This is a genomic window from Flavobacterium rhamnosiphilum (genome assembly GCF_004349195.1).
In the GTDB taxonomy this organism is placed as follows: Bacteria; Bacteroidota; Bacteroidia; order Flavobacteriales; family Flavobacteriaceae; genus Flavobacterium; species Flavobacterium rhamnosiphilum.
Genome location: NZ_SMLG01000010.1, coordinates 37227 through 58574, shown reverse-complemented (window position 1 = coordinate 58574; position 21348 = coordinate 37227). Strand labels below are relative to the sequence as shown.

General features: G+C 34.1%; 20 protein-coding genes. 7 read left to right on the top strand and 13 right to left on the bottom strand.

Annotated features, from left to right (window positions below; genetic code table 11):
* Nucleotides 1-38: 38 nt before the first annotated feature.
* Both E0I26_RS12755 and E0I26_RS12750 read left to right on the top strand, forming a co-directional pair.
* Complete coding sequence (locus E0I26_RS12755) at nt 39-1166, top strand: PDDEXK nuclease domain-containing protein (protein WP_131916851.1); 1128 nt, start codon at nt 39-41, stop codon at nt 1164-1166.
* On the top strand, nt 1166-3895 hold the full coding sequence (locus tag E0I26_RS12750) for a DNA gyrase/topoisomerase IV subunit A (protein ID WP_131916850.1): 2730 nt from the start codon (nt 1166-1168) through the stop codon (nt 3893-3895). The genes E0I26_RS12755 and E0I26_RS12750 overlap by 1 nt, the downstream gene beginning before the upstream one ends.
* Before the next feature lie 44 nt (nt 3896-3939).
* On the opposite strand, the gene E0I26_RS12745 is transcribed toward E0I26_RS12750, so the two are convergent.
* The 9 genes from E0I26_RS12745 to E0I26_RS12705 all read right to left on the bottom strand — a co-directional run bounded on the left by E0I26_RS12745 (nt 3940) and on the right by E0I26_RS12705 (nt 11701).
* Complete coding sequence (locus tag E0I26_RS12745; protein ID WP_131916849.1) at nt 3940-5751, bottom strand: cytochrome-c peroxidase; 1812 nt, start codon at nt 5749-5751, stop codon at nt 3940-3942.
* Between the two features lie 84 nt (nt 5752-5835).
* Nucleotides 5836-7314, bottom strand: coding sequence for a PhoX family protein (locus E0I26_RS12740; protein ID WP_131916848.1), 1479 nt, complete (start codon nt 7312-7314; stop codon nt 5836-5838).
* Between the two features lie 205 nt (nt 7315-7519).
* On the bottom strand, nt 7520-8290 hold the full coding sequence (locus E0I26_RS12735) for a TerC family protein (RefSeq protein WP_131916847.1): 771 nt from the start codon (nt 8288-8290) through the stop codon (nt 7520-7522).
* 42 nt (nt 8291-8332) lie between these two features.
* Nucleotides 8333-8707, bottom strand: coding sequence for a DNA topoisomerase IV (locus E0I26_RS12730; protein WP_131916846.1), 375 nt, complete (start codon nt 8705-8707; stop codon nt 8333-8335).
* 79 nt (nt 8708-8786) lie between these two features.
* A complete protein-coding gene (locus E0I26_RS12725) occupies nt 8787-9362 on the bottom strand; it encodes a DUF1572 domain-containing protein (protein ID WP_131916845.1) in 576 nt (191 codons plus the stop codon).
* 2 nt (nt 9363-9364) lie between these two features.
* A complete protein-coding gene (locus E0I26_RS12720; protein ID WP_131916844.1) occupies nt 9365-9937 on the bottom strand; it encodes a pentapeptide repeat-containing protein in 573 nt (190 codons plus the stop codon).
* Nucleotides 9937-10158: a DUF6095 family protein gene (locus tag E0I26_RS12715; protein ID WP_131916843.1), complete on the bottom strand. Its 222-nt coding sequence runs from the start codon at nt 10156-10158 to the stop codon at nt 9937-9939. Before E0I26_RS12715 ends, E0I26_RS12720 begins: the two co-directional genes overlap by 1 nt.
* Nucleotides 10159-10236: 78 nt before the next feature.
* The gene (gene murQ, locus E0I26_RS12710; RefSeq protein ID WP_131916842.1) at nt 10237-11058 is read right to left on the bottom strand and encodes an N-acetylmuramic acid 6-phosphate etherase; all 822 of its coding nucleotides are present in this window, start codon (nt 11056-11058) and stop codon (nt 10237-10239) included.
* A gap of 190 nt (nt 11059-11248) precedes the next feature.
* Nucleotides 11249-11701 (bottom strand): Lrp/AsnC family transcriptional regulator, encoded by a 453-nt coding sequence (locus E0I26_RS12705; RefSeq protein WP_131916841.1) that lies wholly within the window; start codon nt 11699-11701, stop codon nt 11249-11251.
* 160 nt (nt 11702-11861) lie between these two features.
* Here E0I26_RS12705 and E0I26_RS12700 point away from each other — a divergent pair, with 160 nt between their 5' ends.
* The 3 genes from E0I26_RS12700 (at nt 11862) to E0I26_RS12690 (ending at nt 16814) form a co-directional block, all read left to right on the top strand.
* Nucleotides 11862-13022 (top strand): histidine decarboxylase, encoded by a 1161-nt coding sequence (locus E0I26_RS12700; protein WP_131916840.1) that lies wholly within the window; start codon nt 11862-11864, stop codon nt 13020-13022.
* Between the two features lie 101 nt (nt 13023-13123).
* The gene (locus E0I26_RS12695) at nt 13124-14272 is read left to right on the top strand and encodes a helix-turn-helix domain-containing protein (protein ID WP_131916839.1); all 1149 of its coding nucleotides are present in this window, start codon (nt 13124-13126) and stop codon (nt 14270-14272) included.
* A gap of 154 nt (nt 14273-14426) precedes the next feature.
* On the top strand, nt 14427-16814 hold the full coding sequence (locus tag E0I26_RS12690; protein WP_131916838.1) for a TonB-dependent receptor domain-containing protein: 2388 nt from the start codon (nt 14427-14429) through the stop codon (nt 16812-16814).
* Between the two features lie 58 nt (nt 16815-16872).
* Here E0I26_RS12690 and E0I26_RS12685 read toward each other — a convergent pair whose 3' ends face one another.
* Nucleotides 16873-17541 carry a ZIP family metal transporter gene (locus tag E0I26_RS12685; RefSeq protein ID WP_131916837.1) on the bottom strand — a complete coding sequence of 223 codons (669 nt, stop codon included), beginning with the start codon at nt 17539-17541 and terminating at the stop codon, nt 16873-16875.
* Nucleotides 17542-18306, bottom strand: coding sequence for a class I SAM-dependent methyltransferase (locus E0I26_RS12680; RefSeq protein ID WP_131916836.1), 765 nt, complete (start codon nt 18304-18306; stop codon nt 17542-17544).
* 69 nt (nt 18307-18375) lie between these two features.
* Between E0I26_RS12680 and E0I26_RS12675 the strand changes: the two genes are divergently transcribed.
* Both E0I26_RS12675 and E0I26_RS12670 read left to right on the top strand, forming a co-directional pair.
* Nucleotides 18376-19581 (top strand): THUMP domain-containing class I SAM-dependent RNA methyltransferase, encoded by a 1206-nt coding sequence (locus E0I26_RS12675; protein WP_131916835.1) that lies wholly within the window; start codon nt 18376-18378, stop codon nt 19579-19581.
* A gap of 49 nt (nt 19582-19630) precedes the next feature.
* A complete protein-coding gene (locus E0I26_RS12670; RefSeq protein WP_131916834.1) occupies nt 19631-19867 on the top strand; it encodes a hypothetical protein in 237 nt (78 codons plus the stop codon).
* An 89-nt stretch (nt 19868-19956) separates the two neighbouring features.
* On the opposite strand, the gene E0I26_RS12665 is transcribed toward E0I26_RS12670, so the two are convergent.
* Together E0I26_RS12665 and E0I26_RS12660 are read right to left on the bottom strand one after the other, a co-directional pair.
* The gene (locus E0I26_RS12665; RefSeq protein ID WP_131916833.1) at nt 19957-20793 is read right to left on the bottom strand and encodes a DUF6048 family protein; all 837 of its coding nucleotides are present in this window, start codon (nt 20791-20793) and stop codon (nt 19957-19959) included.
* Entirely contained in the window at nt 20765-21304 is a 540-nt protein-coding gene (locus E0I26_RS12660) for a DUF6452 family protein (RefSeq protein WP_131916832.1), read from the bottom strand. Before E0I26_RS12660 ends, E0I26_RS12665 begins: the two co-directional genes overlap by 29 nt.
* Nucleotides 21305-21348: the final 44 nt, after the last annotated feature.

The window sequence follows — 21348 nt, the reverse complement described above, 5'->3', positions numbered from 1 at the left end:
AAAAATTGAATTAATTAGTATTCAATAGAATATATTTAATGAAAGACGAAGAAAATACAATTCCAGAAAATCTTCAAAATAAAATTTTATTTTCTCAAGTAGTCGCGCTATTGCAAAATGCCCGGCAACAGGTTTTACGTACCGTAAATTCAACAATGGTTTATACCTATTTTGAAATAGGAAGAATGATTGTGGAAGAGGAGCAAAATGGAAAAAACAGAGCTGAATATGGGAAGCAATTATTAAAAGGGCTTTCCGAACGGCTGACTACTGAGTTTGGAAAAGGGTTTTCTGTAGAAAATCTTGATCGAATGAGGAAATTTTATAAAACATATTCAATTTCTTCATCACTGATGACGAAATTGAATCTTGAGAAATCCGATACACTGTTGCGGATTTCTCAAGATTCAATTTCCCAGTCACTGATTGGGGTTTCTGAAAATCAAAAAGCACAGTCACTAATTTCGTTTTTCAAACTAACTTGGACACATTATGTTTTCTTAATGCGAATTGATGACGTAAACGAAAGACGTTTCTATGAAATAGAATCCGAAAAATACAATTGGAGTGTTCGAGAATTAAAACGCCAATACGATTCGGCACTTTATACACGATTGGCTTTAAGCCGAGATGCAGCAGGGATTATGAAACTTTCGGAGCAAGGTCAGATTATAGAGAAACCCAAAGACCTTATCAAAGATCCTTATATTTTGGAGTTTTTAGGATTGCCAGAATTGCATCACTATTCTGAATCGGAATTAGAGGAAGAAATCATCAATAAACTTGAGCATTTTTTACTAGAATTGGGCCATGGTTTTACTTTTGTCGCAAGACAAAACAGAATTACTTTTGACGATAAACATTTTCGAATCGATTTGGTCTTTTACAACCGAATTTTAAAATGTTTTGTACTGATTGATTTGAAAATAGGCGATTTGAAACACCAAGATTTAGGACAAATGCAAATGTATGTCAATTATTACGACAGAGAAATGCGTTTGGAAGACGAAAATAAAACCATAGGAATTGTACTTTGCCAAAACAAAAGTGATTTGGTTGTAGAATATACTTTACCTGAAAATAATGAGCAAATTTTTGCCAGTAAATACAAAACAATTCTGCCAAGCAGAGAAGATTTAATACAATTAATTTCGGAATCAAGATAATGAAAGACGAAGAAGACGATAACACAATCCCAGAAGGTCAGGACGAAGAAAATAATTCAGAGGATCATTCGATTGATGAAAATCAAGAAGAGAATGATGCTGATGGAATTATTGAAGTAGACGGCAAATCTTTTGAAGGACAACATTTTTACGATAATCAAGAAGACGGAAACGATACCATTACCAAAGTTACGGGAATGTACAAGGACTGGTTTCTGGATTATGCTTCCTATGTAATTCTGGAGCGTGCCGTTCCGGCGATTGAAGATGGTTTTAAACCGGTGCAACGCCGTATCATGCACTCTTTGAAAGAATTAGATGACGGTCGTTATAATAAAGTTGCCAATGTTGTAGGACACACCATGCAGTATCATCCTCACGGAGATCAGAGTATTGGTGATGCGATGGTGCAAATTGGACAAAAAGAATTATTGATTGACTGTCAGGGAAACTGGGGAAATATCCTAACGGGAGATGGTGCAGCTGCTTCTCGTTACATTGAAGCGCGTTTGTCTAAATTTGCTTTGGAGGTTATTTATAGTCCAAAAATTACCGATTGGGGCGTTTCTTACGATGGACGAAGAGCGGAACCGAACAATCTTCCGGTGAAGTTTCCGTTGCTTTTGGCACAAGGAGCCGAAGGTATTGCGGTAGGTCTTTCCACGAAAGTATTACCTCATAATTTCAATGAATTAATCGATTCTTCGATAAAAATATTAAAAGGAAAACCTTTTACACTGTATCCGGATTTCATGACACAAGGTATTGCCGATGTGTCTAATTATAATGATGGATTGCGTGGCGGACGTATTCGTGTTCGTGCCAAAATTGGTCAGTTGGATAAAAATACTTTGGTGATTACCCAAATTCCGTTTTCTACCAATACGACGACTTTGATTGACAGTATTTTGAAAGCGAATGATAAAGGGAAAATCAAAATCAAGAAAATTGAAGACAATACCGCTGCTGAGGTAGAGATATTAATTCACCTTTTTCCGGGTGTTTCTCCAGATAAAACCATTGATGCATTGTTCGCATTTACGGCTTGTGAAACTTCGGTGGCGCCATTGGGTTGTGTGATTGAAGACAACAAACCGTTGTTTATTGGGGTTTCTGCAATGTTAAAAATTTCAACAAACAGAACCGTCCAATTGCTGAAAAGTGAATTGGAAATTCAATTAGGAGAATTAGAGGAACAATGGCATTTTCTTTCTTTGGAACGTATTTTCATCGAAAACAAAATCTATCGTGACATTGAAGAAATGACGACCAGAGAAACGGTAATTAAAGCCGTTGATGATGGTTTAAAACCACATACGAAACACTTAAAACGTGCTGTTACCGAAGAAGATATTCTGCGTTTATTGGATATCCGAATCATGCGTATTTCCAAATTTGACAGCAATAAAGCACAGGACAAAATCGAATCGTTGGAAGGCGATATCGAACAAGTAAAACATGATTTAGAACATCTGATTGATTTTGCGATTGCCTATTTCACTCGATTGAAAGAGAAGTACGGAAAAGGACGCGAACGTCAAACGGAGCTTCGTATTTTTGATGATATCGAAGCAACTAAAGTAGTTTTAAGAAATACTAAATTATACGTAAATAAAGAAGAAGGATTTGTAGGTACGAGCCTGAAAAAAGACGAATACGTTACGGATTGTTCTGATATTGATGACGTAATTGTTTTTTTGCGTGATGGAAAAATGATGATTACCAAAGTGGATGCGAAAACCTTTGTGGGTAAAGATATTATTCACATTGCTATTTTTGACAAAAGTGATAAGCGCACTATTTACAATATGATTTACCGTGATGGAAAATCTGGGCCTTCTTACATCAAACGATTCAATGTCTCAGGTGTTACCAGAGATAAAGCATACGATTTAACCAATGAAACTACGGGTTCTCAAGTAGTATATTTCTCTTGTAATCCAAATGGAGAAGCTGAAGTAATTACAATACTATTGCGTCAGGTAGGAAGTGTTAAAAAACTGAAATTCGATATTGATTTTGCCAGTTTAGCAATAAAAGGAAGGGCTTCCAAAGGAAATTTGGTTACCAAGTATCCAATCAAAAAAATAGAACTGAAGGAGAAAGGAATTTCTACTTTATTGCCTAGAAAAGTTTGGTTTGACGATACCGTTCAACGATTAAACGTTGATGCAAGAGGTGAATTATTAGGGGAGTTCAGACCAAATGATAAAATTTTGGTTATATCGCAATCCGGAAAAATAAAAGTAATTACACCTGAATTATCCACTCATTTTGATGAAGATATGGTAGTTTTGGAAAAATGGGTTCCAAAGAAACCAATTTCAGCTATTTATTATGATGGAGAAAAAGAGCGTTATTACATCAAACGTTTCTTAGTGGAAACGGAGAATAAAGAGGAAAGTTTTATCACTGAACATCCTAATTCACAATTAGAGATTGTATCAACGGAGTATCGTCCAGTGGCTGAATTGGTTTTTACAAAAGTAAAAGGAGTTCAAAAAGAAACGATGACGGTAGATATAGAATCATTTATTTCGGTGAAAGGATTTAAAGCTTTAGGGAATCAATTGACAACCGATAAGTTGAAACAAGTAAACCTGCTGGAACCTTTGCCGTATGAAATTCCTGTTGAGGTTATCCCTGAGGAGTTAGAAGTTATGGGTGATACTAATGCCGATGATTCAGACATTCAACTTGATGATGATGGTCAAGTTGTTTTGTTTTAGAATAAAACAAAACGGAATGCTAAATAGGGCATTCCGTTTTGTTTTTATTGGTATTTTACATCGGTTAGTGTTTTCATAAACGCAACTAATGCTAATTCCTCCTTTTTACTCAAATTAAGTTTTTCAAACGGAAGGGTTTGATTTTCGACTGAATATCCTAATCCTTTTCCTCCTCCTTTATTGTAAAAATCTACAACTTCTTCTAGCGTTGTATATACTCCATTGTGCATATAAGGAGCAGTTTTTGCTGTATTTCGTAGCGATGGTGTTTTGAATGCATTTTTTAGTTGAGGCATTTTATACTGGTTGTATTTTCCTAAATCAGGACTTATTGCAATACCTTTTTTGGTAGCAGGAGTTCCAATAACTTCTTGCTCGGTTTTATTGTAGTTAGGCGGAACGGTTCCGTTAAACAAAGGGATGAAATGACAAGTGGCACATTTTGCCTTACCCGCAAAAAGATTGAATCCTAGTTTTTCTTGTTCTGAAAAATCTTCAGAATCGCCTCGTATGTATTGGTCAAATTTAGAATCAAAATCATTTAAAGAGCGAATGTAAGAGGCAATCGCATTTTGTAGTTGCCATTCTTCCACCTTTTTTTCTTTAGGAAATGCTTTTGCAAATAAGGTTTTATAAGTGCTGTTTTCCGTTACAATTGGGATAATATTTTTGAATGAGCCATGCATTTCTTCTTTGTTTGCTATAACTTCCATACTTTGTTTTTCTAAATCGGGTTGCCTTAAATCCCAAAAAAGAGCGTTTTGAAAACCCGCATAAGTTAGGGTAGGAGTGTTTCTGTTTAGAACTCCACCTTCTAAAGAAATGTTAGTTTTTTGCCCATCCGTAAATGCTTTCTCTGGATTATGGCAAGAAGCACAACTTCTTCTTTGATCTTTTGATATATTCACATCATAAAATAATTTGGAACCTAAACTTACTTTTTCTTTAGAATAAAAATATTCATCGGATGGAATGAAAGCATTAACATCGAAAGTATTTTTTTCGAAAAGAGTTATCGAATTGGGATTGATAGCATTGGTTTTATTTACATTAGGAATATTATTTTGCTTTTGCAATTGAAGTAAAATTTTAGAAATAGGATTCAAATACGTCCTAATAAATAATGCTCTGTCAAAAGTATCAAAGTTGTTATTATCCTTGCAATAGGCATTACTTTCTGTTATTGTTTTTTTTAGATTCTGCTTTAATGCAACCGACTTTTTAGAATTGTCTTTGCAGGTTTTTAAAGTGATTTTTTCTACAGATGACAAGCTAGGTATGATTTCATTTACGGATTGGAATGCAATTGGGGAGTCAAAACCCGTAATTCCTAACGCTATAATCCTGTAAACCTGAAATCTAGCGGCATCTATTATATGATTGTCACTAATTGTAATTGCGTTTAAATGTTGTTTTACTTGCATTATGTTAGCACTCATAACTGCAATTTCTCTTTGTAATTCGGTTTTATTGACTGTGTTGTAAACTGGAAAAATAAGTTCTTCCATAACTTGGAAACCATTTGGAGGCAAGAATTTATTTTCTTCCACTTCAAGTTCATCTAGTGCGGGACCATTCATAAATCTTGCCGTTTCAGGTGAAAAATATTCAATAGCCCATTCTACTTTTTTATATAGCAATCTGTTTTCTTTGAAACATTTTTGAATAACGTTTGAGGAACTTTCCGCTTTGGCAATTTTTTGAAATTCAATTACGCTATTTTGAAGCTTTTCTAAATCGATTAATAATTCTTGTTTTACGGATGTTTCTGTTTTTTCTTTGGTACAACTAGAAATAAAAACGAGACTGGATAGAATTCCAAAAACAAAAAATATTTTTTTAATGCTAATTTTCATATGTGTGTACTTTTGCAAAATGGATAAAAAATAAAAACAACCCGACGAATAATCGGATTGCTTTTTATTTTATAAAGGATAAAATTATCTTTGAACGTTACGAATAACAATAGTTTGTCCACCTTCTTTGTTTGTGTTTAAGCCACTTCCATCAGCGTTTGAAAATGCATCTTTTTGCCAAGTATGAGGGTGAATGTTTACGATAAATGTATTCGGAATGCCAATTACATCAGATATATCTTCCATAGCTCCGAATTCCCAGCTTCCAAAACGGGTTTCATTTCCGGGATTATACAAAGCATTCCAAGCTGCGTCTGTACGCTTGTGATTCATGTTTAACCAAGGTTTGTTGGTTTTGGCAGCAATGCTGTATTGCCAAATGTAGGAATCATGTTTTGCTGCGGTATAGTAGCTGTCACCGTCTTCTTGTATGTAAACGTAATTTTCGGTCACACAAATATTATCCGGATTGATAATTCCTGTTCCAGGTGTAGAATCTCCCTCAACAACAAGTTCTAGTTTACCGATAAGTGGATTAGTTGCATCCAATACCAGTTTGTAAACTCTTCCCCACATAGTGTAACCTTCAACTGGTGCATTTGAGGAGGATTGACCCGTAGCTGTAAAATAGACTTCTCTGTTGTTGCTCGCCGAACCTTTTCTGTAATCGACATCTTCTACTCTTGAAAAGCGAATGGCTTTAAGATTATTTACAGCAGTGTTAATTTCGGCACCAGTACTGTTTTTTGCATTTGGAATTTCAACAAAAGACACATCAAAAGAATTTCCAACAGCCATTGCTGTTTCTACTTGATTGTTGTCATTTCTTTTTAAAGCATATAATTTTCCGTTAGTTAAATCACCAACAGTATTACTTACATACATAATTACCTGTCCAGCACTTGCATGCGCTGTTGCGTAGGATTGATCTTCACCAATAAGTATTACCGTTTTTCCAGGGTAGGCAACTTTTGGTAACGGTACGGCATTTTCCATACTTGCTTTTCCTAATGCAGGCAAAACTCTGTCTTTTCGGCTTTTTTCGCTAGATGCTCCAAAAGGATCTATGCCGTGAACCATGCTTTCTTCACCACTTTCTCCAGCAGTCAAGAAAATTGGACCAAAACCATGAATTGTTGGAGTGGCCAATGTAGCAGAGCAAAGTCTAGTCATACCTCCTACAGCATCAACAATATATTCCCCTTTTATAGGTTTTAATGTTTTGTCTAAATAAACTCTAGAAACAGATTTGAGTATTTCGTGATTTGTTATCATGATATAACCATCACCGTTAGGATCTTTCATAAAACCAGCACCATCGGGTTGTGCACCATAAATAAATCCTGGAGTTTGTGTTAAAACATCTGAAGAACTAATCAAAGATGAAATTTGAAGGTTTTCAAATCCCGCTTGAGCATAAGCGAAGGCTGGGACACTAGATTTTGACGTGAAATCAATATTTGGGTTCACACTATTAGACGAATCATCGTCATTTTGGCAACTTATCAACGACAAGCTTGTAAATCCTAGCAATGCTACAGATTTTAAAAAATTTAATTTCATAGTTGTTTTGTTTATTATTTGAAGCAAAACTATTGTAGAAAAGTAAATAAGATGTTAAGCCAGTTTTTTTTAATAGCTATCAAATTAGGTGAATTGTATTATGAAAAAGTAAATTTTTTGACCAAATGTAAATTTATCATCTTAATTTTAAACAAAAATAGCCGCTCATTGAGCGGCTATTTTTGTTTAAAATTACAAAGAAGAATTACTTGTTTTTCTTCATTTTCATATTCAATACTTCAACTAATAATGAGAATGATATCGCAAAATACAAATACCCTTTTGGTACTGGTGTAACGTGATTTCCAAAGATTAATGCATTCGATAAATGCGCACTTTCAGTAAGTAACATCATCCCAATTAGAATCAAAAATGATAAACCCAAAATTTGAATTGAAGGATGTTTATTTACGAAATTCCCTACTGGAAATGCAAACTGCATCATTACTAATACTGATATAACCACTGCTGTAATCATAATATACAAAGCACCTTCAACTCCGTTTGTCATACCTACCGCCGTAAGAATACTATCGAAAGAGAAAACTAAATCAATCATGATAATTTGTAACAGTACATTTTGAAATGATTTTGTTGCCGCTTTACCTAATTCTTTTTCTTCATGACCCTTCTCGTCTACTTTTTCACGGATTTCATTTGTACTCTTGTAAATTAAGAATAATCCACCGCCTAGTAAAATAAGGCTCTGACCTGTAATTCCCGCTGAAAACCAACTGAAATCGATATGAAACCAAGGTTCTTTCATTTGAATCAATAAATTGATACCAAATAAAAGCGCAATTCTCATGAACATGGCAAGGAACATTCCTATTTTCGTGGCTCTCTTACGTTGTTCAGCAGGTAATTTCCCTGTGGCAATTGATATGAAAATAATGTTGTCGATTCCTAATACAATTTCCAAAAAAGTCAATGTTAAAAGGGCAATCCAAGCATCTGGATTTAAAAATACTTCCATGTTTATTTAGTTATTATTTGTAATTAATTTGATTTTATGTGCTTAATCGGAAATCTTAGTGACAGTTCCTCTTTGTTTTTCATCAACACCAACCATTCCAAATTCAAAGGTATAGGAATTTTTTGAGGTTGTCAAAATTTTCATACCAATTGCCTTTTCCTCAGCCATGTTTTTTGGGTGCAATTTCAGTAAAACATATTCACAATCGTTTACCCATCGTATCGAAGCGGTATCTGTTTTTCCTTCAAAAGTTTCAATTTCAATACTGTCATTACGTTCAAAAAGGGCAATTTTTTTTACGCCGTTAACTTCATATTCAAACTTGAATTTCCCGGTTTTAAAATCTTTGCAATTGCGTTCCGCATCATAACACGACATTAGTAGCAATAATGGGAGGAGGAGTATTATTTTTTTCATTTCTTAAGTGTATTTATTTTTAATTTTTTGGAGCTGTTTACTTCTTCAGTTCGCTTCACTCGTGTCCTGATTGTAGCTATTATTTTAACCGTTTTAATTCTTCATCCGTAAAATTCTTGATGCTTTTCTCTTGTGCAAATTTATCCGCATTGTAACTTTTTGATTTATTTCTCGGAATTGATAAACTTTCCCAATCGCTATTTTTTAGTTGTTTGGCATAAAAAACGATTTGACCAACGTGATATGGATAATGTGCCAATTGTCTGTTGATCGCTTCCACAACCGTATGGCCTTCATTTCTGATATATATAATCTGTGAAAGTTGTTCTGGTTGTAATCCGTTTAAAGCATTGAATAAACATTCCCAGCCTTTATTCCAAGCGACTAAAACTGCTTCTTTAGATTGTAAATCATTTTCAAATTCAGCATCGCGGTTGCGCCATTCTTTTTCGCCGTCACTATTAAGGAAATCGGTCCAACGTGAAAGCATATTCCCCGAAAGATGTTTTACAATCGTGGCAATACTGTTTGTATCTTCATTTACGGCGACAAAAAGTTGCTCTGGTTCAAGTTGTTCTATGGCTTTTTCTCCCAGTGTTTTATAATACAAAAACTGCTTTTTCGCACTTTCAAGATAGGCAATATTTGTTTCCATGGTTACACAATTTTGATGTCATACTTGTCCAGAAGTCCAACGATTCCCTGTGTTGAAAATTTTGCTTTTTTCATGGGATTGAATTCAGGATCAATTTTAAAATTAGATGCTTTTGAAAAATCGGCTCCAGCTAATTGCGTATTGTTAAAAATAGCGCCATCCAAATTACTGTTGTCAAAAACGGAACTCGTAAGATTGGCTCCAATAAAGGTAGTGTCTTTCAACGAGCAGGAATTGAATTTTGTCTTAGGCATTTTTTTATTAGCAAACGACGAATAATCCAAAACACATTCCTGAAAATTGACTTTAAACAAGAAGTCATCACATTCCTCAAATTGGATACCCAGCAATTTACAGTTTTTGAATTGTACCCCTTTTAAGCTTGTTCCTGATAATTTGGTCATGGATAAATTGCAATCAATGAACTCACAATCCATAAAAGTGCTATAGGAGAAATCACTATTCGATAAATCACAGTTTTTAAAAACGCAATCTTCAAATTCTCTATTGTTTACTTTTTTATCAATGTAAACGATTTTTTCAAATGTTTTTTGAACATGAATTAAGTTTTCCATTAGTCGTTAAATAAACTTTTCATAATTATTTTTAAACCCAAAAACATCAAAAGCATAGCTGCTAAACAAGCAATTATTCCTATTGCTAAAACCAAATAATGCCACACATTTTGTTGATTCATAAAAGCATTATAAATCACTGCCGGCCCCAAAAACAGCAATGGTAAAGCTCCCGCTAAATATTTGATTCCTTTTGATAATAGTTCTTTGTTGGTTGCCATTTTATGAGTTAAGGGTTAAAAGTTATGAGTTAAAGGTTATCTGCAACCTGATTACTTAATATTGACTACTCCCGATAGCTATCGGGACTGACCACTATAATTATCGACTGCTTTTCTAACACTGCCATATTTTTTCAATAATTCGGTAGCTTCATCATAAGAAACAGGAATTTCTCCCATAATCATTTTCACGCCACGATCAACCAGTTTACTATTGCTTAGTTGCATATCAACCATTTTGTTGCCTTTCACTTTCCCCAGTTGAATCATGGTAGCAGTTGTAATCATGTTGAGTACCAGTTTTTGTGCGGTACCAGCTTTCATACGGGAACTCCCGGTTACAAATTCCGGACCTACAACTACTTCGATTGGAAATTTTGCCGTTTGCGAAAGCGGGCTTTCTGCATTGCAAGAAATACTTCCTGTGGTAATATTATTTTCGTTGCAAGTTTGCAATCCTCCAATAACATAAGGCGTTGTTCCCGAAGCTGCTATTCCTACAACGACATCATTTTTATTTATATTATGCGCTTTTAAATCTTTCCAAGCCTGTATAGTATTGTCTTCGGCGTTTTCTACGGCTTTACGGATTGCGGTGTCGCCGCCGGCAATAATCCCAATTACTAAATCGAAAGGAACGCCAAAGGTTGGCGGACATTCCGAAGCATCAAGAATTCCCAAACGCCCGGATGTTCCTGCTCCAATATAGAATAATCGACCGCCCAATTTCATTTTGGCAACGATTTCAGTTACTAAACGATCTATTTGTGGTAATGCTTTTTCTACGGCAAGCGGAACGGTTTTGTCTTCCTGATTGATATTAGATAACAATTCTGGAACCGACATTTTTTCTAAATGTTCGTATTTTGAGGATTGTTCGGTAGTTTTTGTAAAGGTCATTTTTCTTGTAATTGGACAACCCCAAAATTAATCTTTTTTATCGCAATCCCGAAATTTAAGGAGTAAAGTCGCAAAGATTTAAAATGTTTTTTTTATAATAGGATACAAAGAAATTCTGGAAATGAAGAAGAGAAAAGAAGAGCGAGTAAATAATGGAGGCATCAAGGTGTTTGACTACACAAACTCCTTTCTATAAAGTATAAGCGATGTCATTTTTTATCTCCTCCATGACAAAGGAACTTTGCACGTTAGAAATCCCCTTGATAACCGATAGCTTGTCTATTATAAATTTCTGGTATTCATTCATGTCATTAACGGCAATTTTTAATAAAAAGTCATAGTTGCCGGAAACATGAAAACATCCCATAATTTCAGGCAATTCGTTGATGTGTTTTTTAAAATCATCAATCAATTCCCTCGAATGAACGGCCAAGGTAACCTGACAGTACACACTGATCGATTTTCCGATTTTTGTGCCATCCAACAGGGCAACATATTTTTTGATGTATTGCTTTTGTTCTAATTTCTTTATCCGCTCAAACGTGGGAGAGACTGACAAGCCCACTTTTTCGGCGATTTCCTTCGTATTAAGCTTTGCATTTTGCTGCAGGAGCATTAATATTTTTTTGTCTGTTGCATCCATAGCAGAAAAATTATCTTGTTTGAAAAATAAAATTGAAGCAATTCAATATTAAAATTCTTCAATTAATAGCAAATGTAGAATTATATTTCGAATTTGATTCGATAAATAGAATTGCATTTCAATTAAAGTATTTTTGCAAAAAAAAAAACATTTCAAAAGCATGAAAACAATTTCAGAGTCATTAACAGAACAAGATAACCAACGATTAATTGAATTAGAACAATTTATTGAAAATGCAAGAGACAATTTCTTGGGCTATCCTGTTTCAAAAGATTTTGACTATTCAGAAATTAATCATTTCTTAAAATACCCGATTAATAATCTGGGAGATCCATTTGAAGACTGCACCTATAAAGTGCAGACCCATGAACTGGAAAGGGAAGTTGTTGGATTTTTTGCCAAATTGTTCCGAGCGAATCCCAAAGATTATTGGGGTTACGTAACTAATGGAGGATCCGAAAGTAATTTGTACGGTTTATATCTGGCAAGGGAATTATATCCAAAAGCAATGGTTTATTACTCTGAATCGACCCATTATAGTGTTCGTAAAAACATTCATTTGCTAAATATTCCAAGCATTGTCATCCGATCACAAGAAAACGGTGAGATTGATTATACCGATTTTGAGAATACCCTAAAAATGAATCGGCACAAGCCCGCCATAGTGTTGACAACCTTTGGTACGACTATGAAAGAAGCGAAAGATGACGTTTCTAAAATTAGAAATATCTTAAAAGGTTTGGCGATACAAGACAGCTACATCCATTGCGATGCCGCTTTGTCTGGCAGTTACGGAGCTTTCATGGAACCTCGTTTCCCATTTGACTTCAAAGATGGCGCGGACAGTATTTCTATTAGCGGTCATAAATTTATTGGTTCGCCAATACCAACCGGGGTAATCATTACAAAACGCTCCAACAGAGACCGAATCTCAAAGGGGATTTCCTATATCGGTTCACTGGACACTACCATTACGGGATCCCGAAATGGACATTGCCCCTTATTTTTATGGTATACTCTTAAAAAACTAGGGGTTAACGGTTTAAAAAAACGGTATTTACATAGTTTGGAAATTGCGGAATATTGCGAGCAAAGACTAAAAGAAATTGGCATTAACGCTTGGCGAAACCCTAATGCCATTACGGTTGTATTCCCTAAAGTCTCCGAAAAAATAAAATCGAAATGGCAATTGGCTACCGAAGGCGATATCTCGCACATCATCTGTATGCCAAATGTAACCAAAGAACAAATCGATAATTTTATCCACGACGTCGAAAACTGTGTGGAAAAACCCGAAGAAGTATTTGAATTTGGTTTTTAGTGATTTTAGACAGCCCCAAAATTAATCTTTTTTATTGCAATTTTTAGAACCTTTTTGAATGAACTAAAATATTATATTTGTTGAATAATTAAAAAATTGGAATGGATATAATTAGCTTTTTAACGGGTATGGCCAAAATATCAGTTTTTGTTTCATTATTACTGGCATTCTTTTTACTCACTGTAAAAACAAAAAACAAATTAGCAAACCGACTATTTGCATCCTATTTACTGTTTTTTGTAATTGACAATAGCGGTCTTTTGATTGATGATGACTTGATTAAAGATTATCTTAATTTAGAATTTTTCAGATGGACTATTTGTGCTTTGGTACTTCCTGTTTTTTATCTGTATGTATTGTCAGTTTGTTTTGCTGATTTTCGGTTAAAAACCAAGCATTTATTGCACACACTTCCATTTATAATCACAAATGTAGTTTTTATCTTCAGACTCTACTTTTTAAATGATGTTGAAAAAATGCAGTTTTATGACCATCGTAATCAAATGCCTGAATTGTACTATTTCCAGTTTATGTTATCCATGCAAATTGTATTGTATAGTATTGGAATATTTTTGGTTTTAAAAAAGTATAGACAAGTATATCTGGAAAATTATACGAATCCCAAAACTTCTGTTTTTAAATGGTTATTTCAAATATCCATTATGTTCTTTATTTTGTATTATTTATCTATAGCTAAGAATATTATAAGATTTACTGATTTCGAATTGCTATGGATTTGGGCAAATGTAGTAATGCAATTTCTGGTTTTAATAATAAGCTGCTGGTTTGTATTAAAAGCCTTGAACCATCCCGAACTTTTTCGTGGGATTGATTCCAAATTACAATTAGCAAGAGATATTCTTCCTAAGGAAAATGTAAATAATGCCGAAGTAAAAGACCATCAAAATGAAGTAATTTCGGCTCAAATTTCGGCGTTGAAACACTATATGATAGAAAAAGAACCTTTTCTCGATCCGTCGCTTACCATTCAGGAGCTTTCAAATCAAATTGATATTCCGGTTCGGGATTTATCTGTTTTGATTAATCATCATATAGACCAGCACTTTTTTGATTTTGTGAATGAATATCGCATTCAAAAAGCAATGAATATCCTTAAAGATCAATCCAAGAGTCAGCTTACGGTTTTGGAAATTTTGTATGAAGTAGGTTTTAATTCAAAATCTTCTTTTAATACCTCTTTTAAAAAACATACTAATCTAACGCCGACAGCTTATCGAAACGCTTCATAATAAGTGATTTGTAAAAAGTCGTACTTTGTGTTCAATAAAGTCGAACCCATTTCTTCTGAGAAAATGAGTTCGACTTTTTTTTGTCGGTCGAATTCTGAAATTTTCTAAGGCAACTTTGCTTCAAATTAATCGAACAAGTTTAAAATTAGAAATTATGAAAAAAACAAACCTCCTTATCTTTTTATTATTGCCTTTATTTTGTTTAGCACAAACATCCTTTAAATTAAATGGAAAAATTGCCGATGAAAAAACGTCATTAGCATGGACAGATGTCGTAATTGTAAATCAAGAAGGAAAAATTATAAACGGAGCAACAACAAAAGAAGACGGCAGTTTTGAGCTGAATTTGAATAAAGGAATTTATAAAGTAAAAATTAGGTCGCTTGGATATTCTGAATTTGAAAAAGAGATTGCAATAGAAAATGATACTGATTTAGGAACAATCATTTTGAAAGAAAACGCAACAAATTTAGTAGAAGTTGTAATCAAAAGTAAAAAAAACACAATCGTACAAAAAATAGATCGTTTGGTTTATAATCCTGAAAATAATGTAACAACGGTTGGTGGCGATGCTTTGAGTGCAATAAATACAGCACCGGGTGTTGTGGTACAAAATAAAGCTATCAATATATTAGGAAAAGGAACTTCTCGTGTCATGATTGATGGAAGAATGATTGAATTAACTGGCGAAGAACTGAATAATTTCTTGAAATCTATTTCGTCAAGTGATATTAAAAATATCGAAATTATAAGTAATCCTTCGTCAAAATATGAAGCCGAAGGAACTGGCGGATTGATTAATATTGTAATGAAAAAAGGTGCTCGTAATTCCTGGAAAAATACCACTACAGCTTCGTATGATCAAAATAAATATGGAATTTATGCTTTAAGGAACAACTTCTTTTACAGTAAAAATAAGTTTAGATTTTCGGCCAGCGTTAGTGGAAAAACGGGCGCTAAAAATATTGATGAATCTCTTAATATGTATTTCGTTGAAGGGCCTACAAGGATGGATGTGACAACAAAATTAAATGAGGAAAACGGATCTGGAAAATTAGCTTTAGATTATGATTTTTCAGAAAAAACAACCATTGGTTTTCAATTTTTAAAGGATAGAAGTAATCCAGATTTAGACGCAGAGATTAGAATTGATAGATACAATGCTCAAAATCAATTAGAAAACTATACTCTCAATAATACCGTTGTTGACAGGAATTCAGGCAATCAAACTTATAATGTGCATTTGATTACAAAACTGGATTCTTTAAACCGAAAATTATCATTTGATGTAGATTATTTTAATTACAATTCGAAATTTGACAATGATTTTAAAGCGAATAACTATTCATCAGATGGAACTTTTGTCGATGTCAATCAATCAGGACGAAATATTTCGAATCAGGCTATTGATAACCTGAGCTTCAAGGCTGATATGGAACATCCGCTTCAAGCCTTAAATTTATCCTACGGAGCAAAAATGAGTTTTACAAACAGTAATAGCGATGTTGTCTATTATAATACAATTACTGGAATTCCAGAATTAGATCCTAACCAATCAAACCAATTTAAATACACCGAAAATAATCAGGCGATTTACATTAACGGAGAAAAAAAAATCAATGAAAAATGGGATTTTCAATTCGGAGTACGTTTGGAAAATACACAAACGAATGGTTTTTCAGAAAATTTGAATCAAGAAACAGAAAATAATTATTTGAAATTATTTCCAACATTTTATGCTTCTTATAAGAAAAATGAAAACAATAATTTTAGTTTAAACTACGGAAAAAGAATCAGTAGACCGAGTTTTGGCTTAATGAATCCGTTTAGAATTTATATCAGCAGTAATAGTTATTCAGAAGGAAATCCTTTTTTGAAACCATCTTTTAGTGATAATTTTGAATTTGTACATTCTTATAAAACAATAGTAAGAACCAGCATTTTCTTAAATGCTATTACGGATGGTTATGGCGTGATATTTAACGCAAATCCAGAAACGAACACGCAAATTGTGACGAGAGAGAATTATTTTAAAGGTTTTACTTATGGAGTTGGAGAAAGTTATTCAGCCAATTTTGCAGATTGGTGGCAGAGTGAAAATTCATTGTTTTTTTCAGGATCAGAAATTAAGTTCATAAAAGATATTAATGCAAAACAATCAAACAGTCTGAAAGTCGATTTTTCTACAAACAATACATTCTCGTTAGGGAAAGCAACAAAATTGCAAATAGATTTTAATTATAGTACGCCTTATAAAAGCGGTTTGTATGAAACAGGATATACGTCGAGTTTTGATATTGGTTTTAAACAGGAATTGTTGAGCAAAACAATGCAGATTGCCTTTCTAGCCAATGATATTTTTAATACGTCTTATTTAAAAGATGACGTTTCAGTTGTAAATGGAGTTAAACAGGTGTATAGCCAAAATATGAGCAACCAATTTGCTCGTTTATCTGTAATTTATAATTTTGGAAACAAAAAAATCAATGTGAAGCAGCGCGATTTTGGAAATCAAGAAGAAAAAAGTAGAACGGGTAATTAGAAAATTTTAAATCTAATACCCAGAAAATAATTAAATTTCCTGGGTATTAGATTTAAAATTATATAAAATATGCCAAGGCGATTCCTATTACAATCATCGAAACTTTGGCGATATTGAATTTGTGTCCTTCGCTGGTTTCAAAAATAATGGTGGATGAAATATGAAATAATATTCCTATTACAACGGCTGTGATTTCAGTATGATACACGTTTAATATCGGCATGTAATCAGACAGGATGGTTCCCAGCGGCGTCATAATGGCAAAAGTAACCATGAAAAAAAGGATGGCCTTTTTATCCAGACTGGCGTTGATGAAAAAGGTAGTCAGAATAATGGCAATGGGCAAATGGTGAATGGCAATGCCTATGGCTAAATCGTGGTGGTGACCCACGGGAAATCCTTCCAGAAAGGCGTGGATACAAAGGCTGATGAAGAGCAACCACGGGATTTGGGTTATTATTTCGTGTCCGTGAACGTGACCGTGTTCGGCTCCTTTTGAGAAAAACTCCAATATGATTTGGAACAAAATCCCCAGCATGATAAAGATTCCAATGTTAGGGTTGGCGCTTTCGTACACTTCCGGTAATAAATGCATCACAGTCAATGAAAGTAAAAAAGAACCACTGAAAGCCAATAACAATTTTAGGTTGGTTTTGTTTTTTGGTCGTATAATCAAGGCGACGATATATCCTATGATTACAGAAAGTAAAGGTAAAAGGTAATTCATTTATTTAAAAATCATGATTAGGCGTTCACTGTCTGTTTTATGGAATTTTTTCAATTTGTAATCGCCAAAAATATCCAATAGATAAATTCCGGCTTCTTCCATTAATTCCTCAAAATCTTTTAGGGTAAGGGCTTTTACTTTTTCGGTAAAATGAAATTTTTGACTTTTATCCTCAAAGTCAATTTCCTTGAAAATATGACCGTCTTTTAGATAGCGCTTGATATGAAAATCGATTCCTTCGACTGTTTTTGTTTCTTCAGGAACCAAGGTTTCGAGTACTTGGTTGACATTCATAAAGTCGATTACGGCAAAACCATATTCCGAAAGGCTTTCTTTGATGGCTTTTAGCGTGATTAAATTGTCTTCGTCATTTTCGAAATAACCAAAACTGGTAAATAAATTGAAAATAGCATCGAATTTTTCTTCAAAAGGTTCGCGCATGTCGTGAACTTTGAAATGCAGCGTTTCATTCGTGTTTTTAGAAGCCTCAGCAATGCTGTTTTCAGATAAATCAGCACCAAGAACATTAAATCCTAATTGGTTCAAATAAATAGAATGACGGCCTTTGCCACAGGCTAAATCCAATACTTTTGCTTTTTCAGGAAGATTAAGATAATGGGTAAGATTGTCCATAAAAACCTGCGCTTCCCTGTAGTTTCTGTCTTTGTAAAGGATATGATAATACGGAGTATCAAACCAAGAGGTATACCAGTTTTCAGATGATTTCAGATGATTTTCAGTTGGCGGATTTTGTGCTGCAGACATTTATTCTTTTTCAATTAATTCGATTGATGCAAATTTAGTGTATTTTTGCAACGAATACTTGATTTTACAATGGAAAATAATTATAAAATGGTTGCCAAAACCTTTTTTGGTTTTGAAGAAATATTAGCGAAAGAATTGCAAATGCTGGGCGCACAAAACGTCGAGCAGGGTGTGAGAATGGTGAGTTTTAAAGGAGATAAAGGTTTTATGTACAAAGCAAATTTGTCTTTACGTACGGCTTTGAAAATTCTGAAACCTATTTATTTTTTCAAGGCAAATAACGAACAGGCTTTATACAAAGGCATTTCGGGAGTGAATTGGTCTAAATTACTGAATGCCAATCAGACATTTGTGATTGATACAACGGTACATTCGGAATATTTTAATCACTCAGAATTTGTTTCCCAAAAGTGTAAAGATGCGATTGTGGATCAGTTCAGAGAAAGAACAGGTCAACGACCAAGTATTGATAAAGTACATCCTGATTTAAGAATCAACATCCATATCGATAAAGACCAGGTTTCAGTAGCGCTTGATACTTCAGGAAATGCATTGAATCAACGTGGGTACAGAACCGCTACCAATATTGCTCCTATAAACGAGGTTTTGGCAGCAGGAATTCTATTGCTTTCCGGTTGGGACGGACAAACTGATTTCTTGGATCCAATGTGTGGTTCGGGAACATTCTTAGCAGAAGCAGCAATGATTGCCTGTAATATTCCGGCAAATATAAATCGTAAAGAATTTGCTTTCGAAAAATGGAACGATTGGGACAATGATTTGTTTGATGCTATTTCAGACAGTTTATTGAAACGAATTCGGGAGTTTCATTACACCATAAAAGGCTATGATAAAGCACCAAGTGCCGTTCAAAAAGCCAAAGATAATATCAAAAATGCGAATCTTGATGAGTATATTTCTATTGAAGAAAAGAACTTTTTTGATACTGAGAAAACTTCAGAAGGGAAACTGCACATAGTTTTCAACCCTCCGTATGATGAGCGTTTGGATATTCACATGGAAGAATTTTACAAAAGTATTGGTGATACCTTGAAGAAAAATTATCCGGGAACTAATGCTTGGATGATTACAGCAAATCTGGAAGCATTGAAATTTGTAGGATTAAAACCTTCGAGAAAAATCAAGCTTTTTAATGCTGGTTTAGAAGCACGTTTAGTAAAATACGAAATGTACGAAGGAAGCAAAAGAACGAAGTTTCAAGTTGTTCAGGATTCCGATAATACGGATCAGATTTCAGACAGCACTCCGGAATAATAAGATTAAAAAACACATAATATTCATAACTTACAAATCATAATTTATTATGACCAAATTACAAATACGAGCATTTCTGTACCAACTGGGATGTTTTGCAATATTATTTATTTCCGCCCGATTTTTAGTGGAACGTTTTACTAATTTAACTAGTTTTTGGATTCCGTTAACCGCATTTGTTATAGGAACACTTTTGGCACCAAAATTTCAATCCGTAAAAACGAAAGACGGAGAGAAATTATTCATGAAATGGATTTTCATGAAAGGAATTAAGGAAATAAGATAGTTTTAGTTTATTCTAACAACAAAAAATATCGCAAAGAGAACTGTTGTTTTCTTTGCGATATTTTTTTATTTGGAATTCTAAATTCGTAATTACTTTTTGGTATCAACTTTTTTTGGAACTGCAACAGGTTTTACTTTCTTCTTATAAATAGGAACAAAATAAGTAACGGTATAGTTGAATCCTACTCCAAAATCGCCATCGTAAGTCCTATTAAACCCGGGAATATATAAGTTGGAGAAATTCTCCGGTTCTTTGTTGGTTACTAATCGGTTCAATCGAAGACTGAAACCCATAAAAACATTATTGAATACTTTCGCTTTCACTGCAGCCACCACTTCAATCCAACTGGCAGTTAATCCATCAAATTTTTGACTGGAAGCAATTACAGGAACTTCACCAAAATAAGGATTGGCATTGTAAATTCTATAACTGTTTAATTGCTGATTAAAAGTACTGAAACCGTAACGCATTCCTATAGAAATGATGTTTTCCATATCCAGCCAGTTTTCATAGGCGTTGTAATCAAAACCTGCTTTTAGGTACGAACCTTTGGTAGTAAAATTCACACGGTCATCATCCGTGGTTTTATTTTCGTTTCCAATTTCGGCAGCCAAAAAATATTTCTTCGTCAATCGATAATCTCCCACAAACTCAATTCCTTTATAATCTTTGTCGTATAAAGCGCGTGTCAGTTTGAATAAATCTAGTCCAACACGAATTCCGTATCGGTCAGTTTTTACAGGAATCGAATCGCTCTTTATAATTTCAGGACTAATTTCGACCAATGGTAAAGGCGCTTCAGGAACTATCTGATCCGTTTTGGTGCTTTTTGGATCACTTTTTACAGGAGTAGTTTCCTGAGCTTGTGCCAAAGTCAACGATAATAGGAGACAAAAACTAAAAAAAGATCTTAATGTGTGTTTCATTTTCGTTTTCTATGTTACTTTTTTCAACCGAGATGTGTTTTATCCATTTTGTGTCTGCAACTGCAGCATCGGTATGTGTGTATGGATTTGTTGGGTCTAATGTAAAAATGGTTTTATAGCCACAAGCTCTCGACACAAATAACTCTTGTGTCGTATAATCAAATTTTATATTGTCTTGGTTCACCAAAGCTGGATTTGGATTGCCAGAATTTAAAGTAAAACTATAACTGGTTGTAGTTCCTATCGTTCTTAACGGAATCGAAATCGTGCTTCCGTTTGTCAGGTATTTTGAATCATCTGTCGCACTGGCATTAAAAATAATTCCATCCGTCATTCCTTCGCCAACTACTTTTAGATTTGTCACGTTTTTTAAAACCGAAGGATTCAAGAAATCATAAAAGCCAATCACCAAACGAGGCGTTGTGGGTGTATTTGCATCGCAAATATCATCTTTCTCACAACTGGAGAAGGATAGCGCTAATACGAATACCAATAAAATTATTTTTTTCATTTACAATTTGTTTTTGTGTAATTCGGTGTGCAATAGGATAGCTG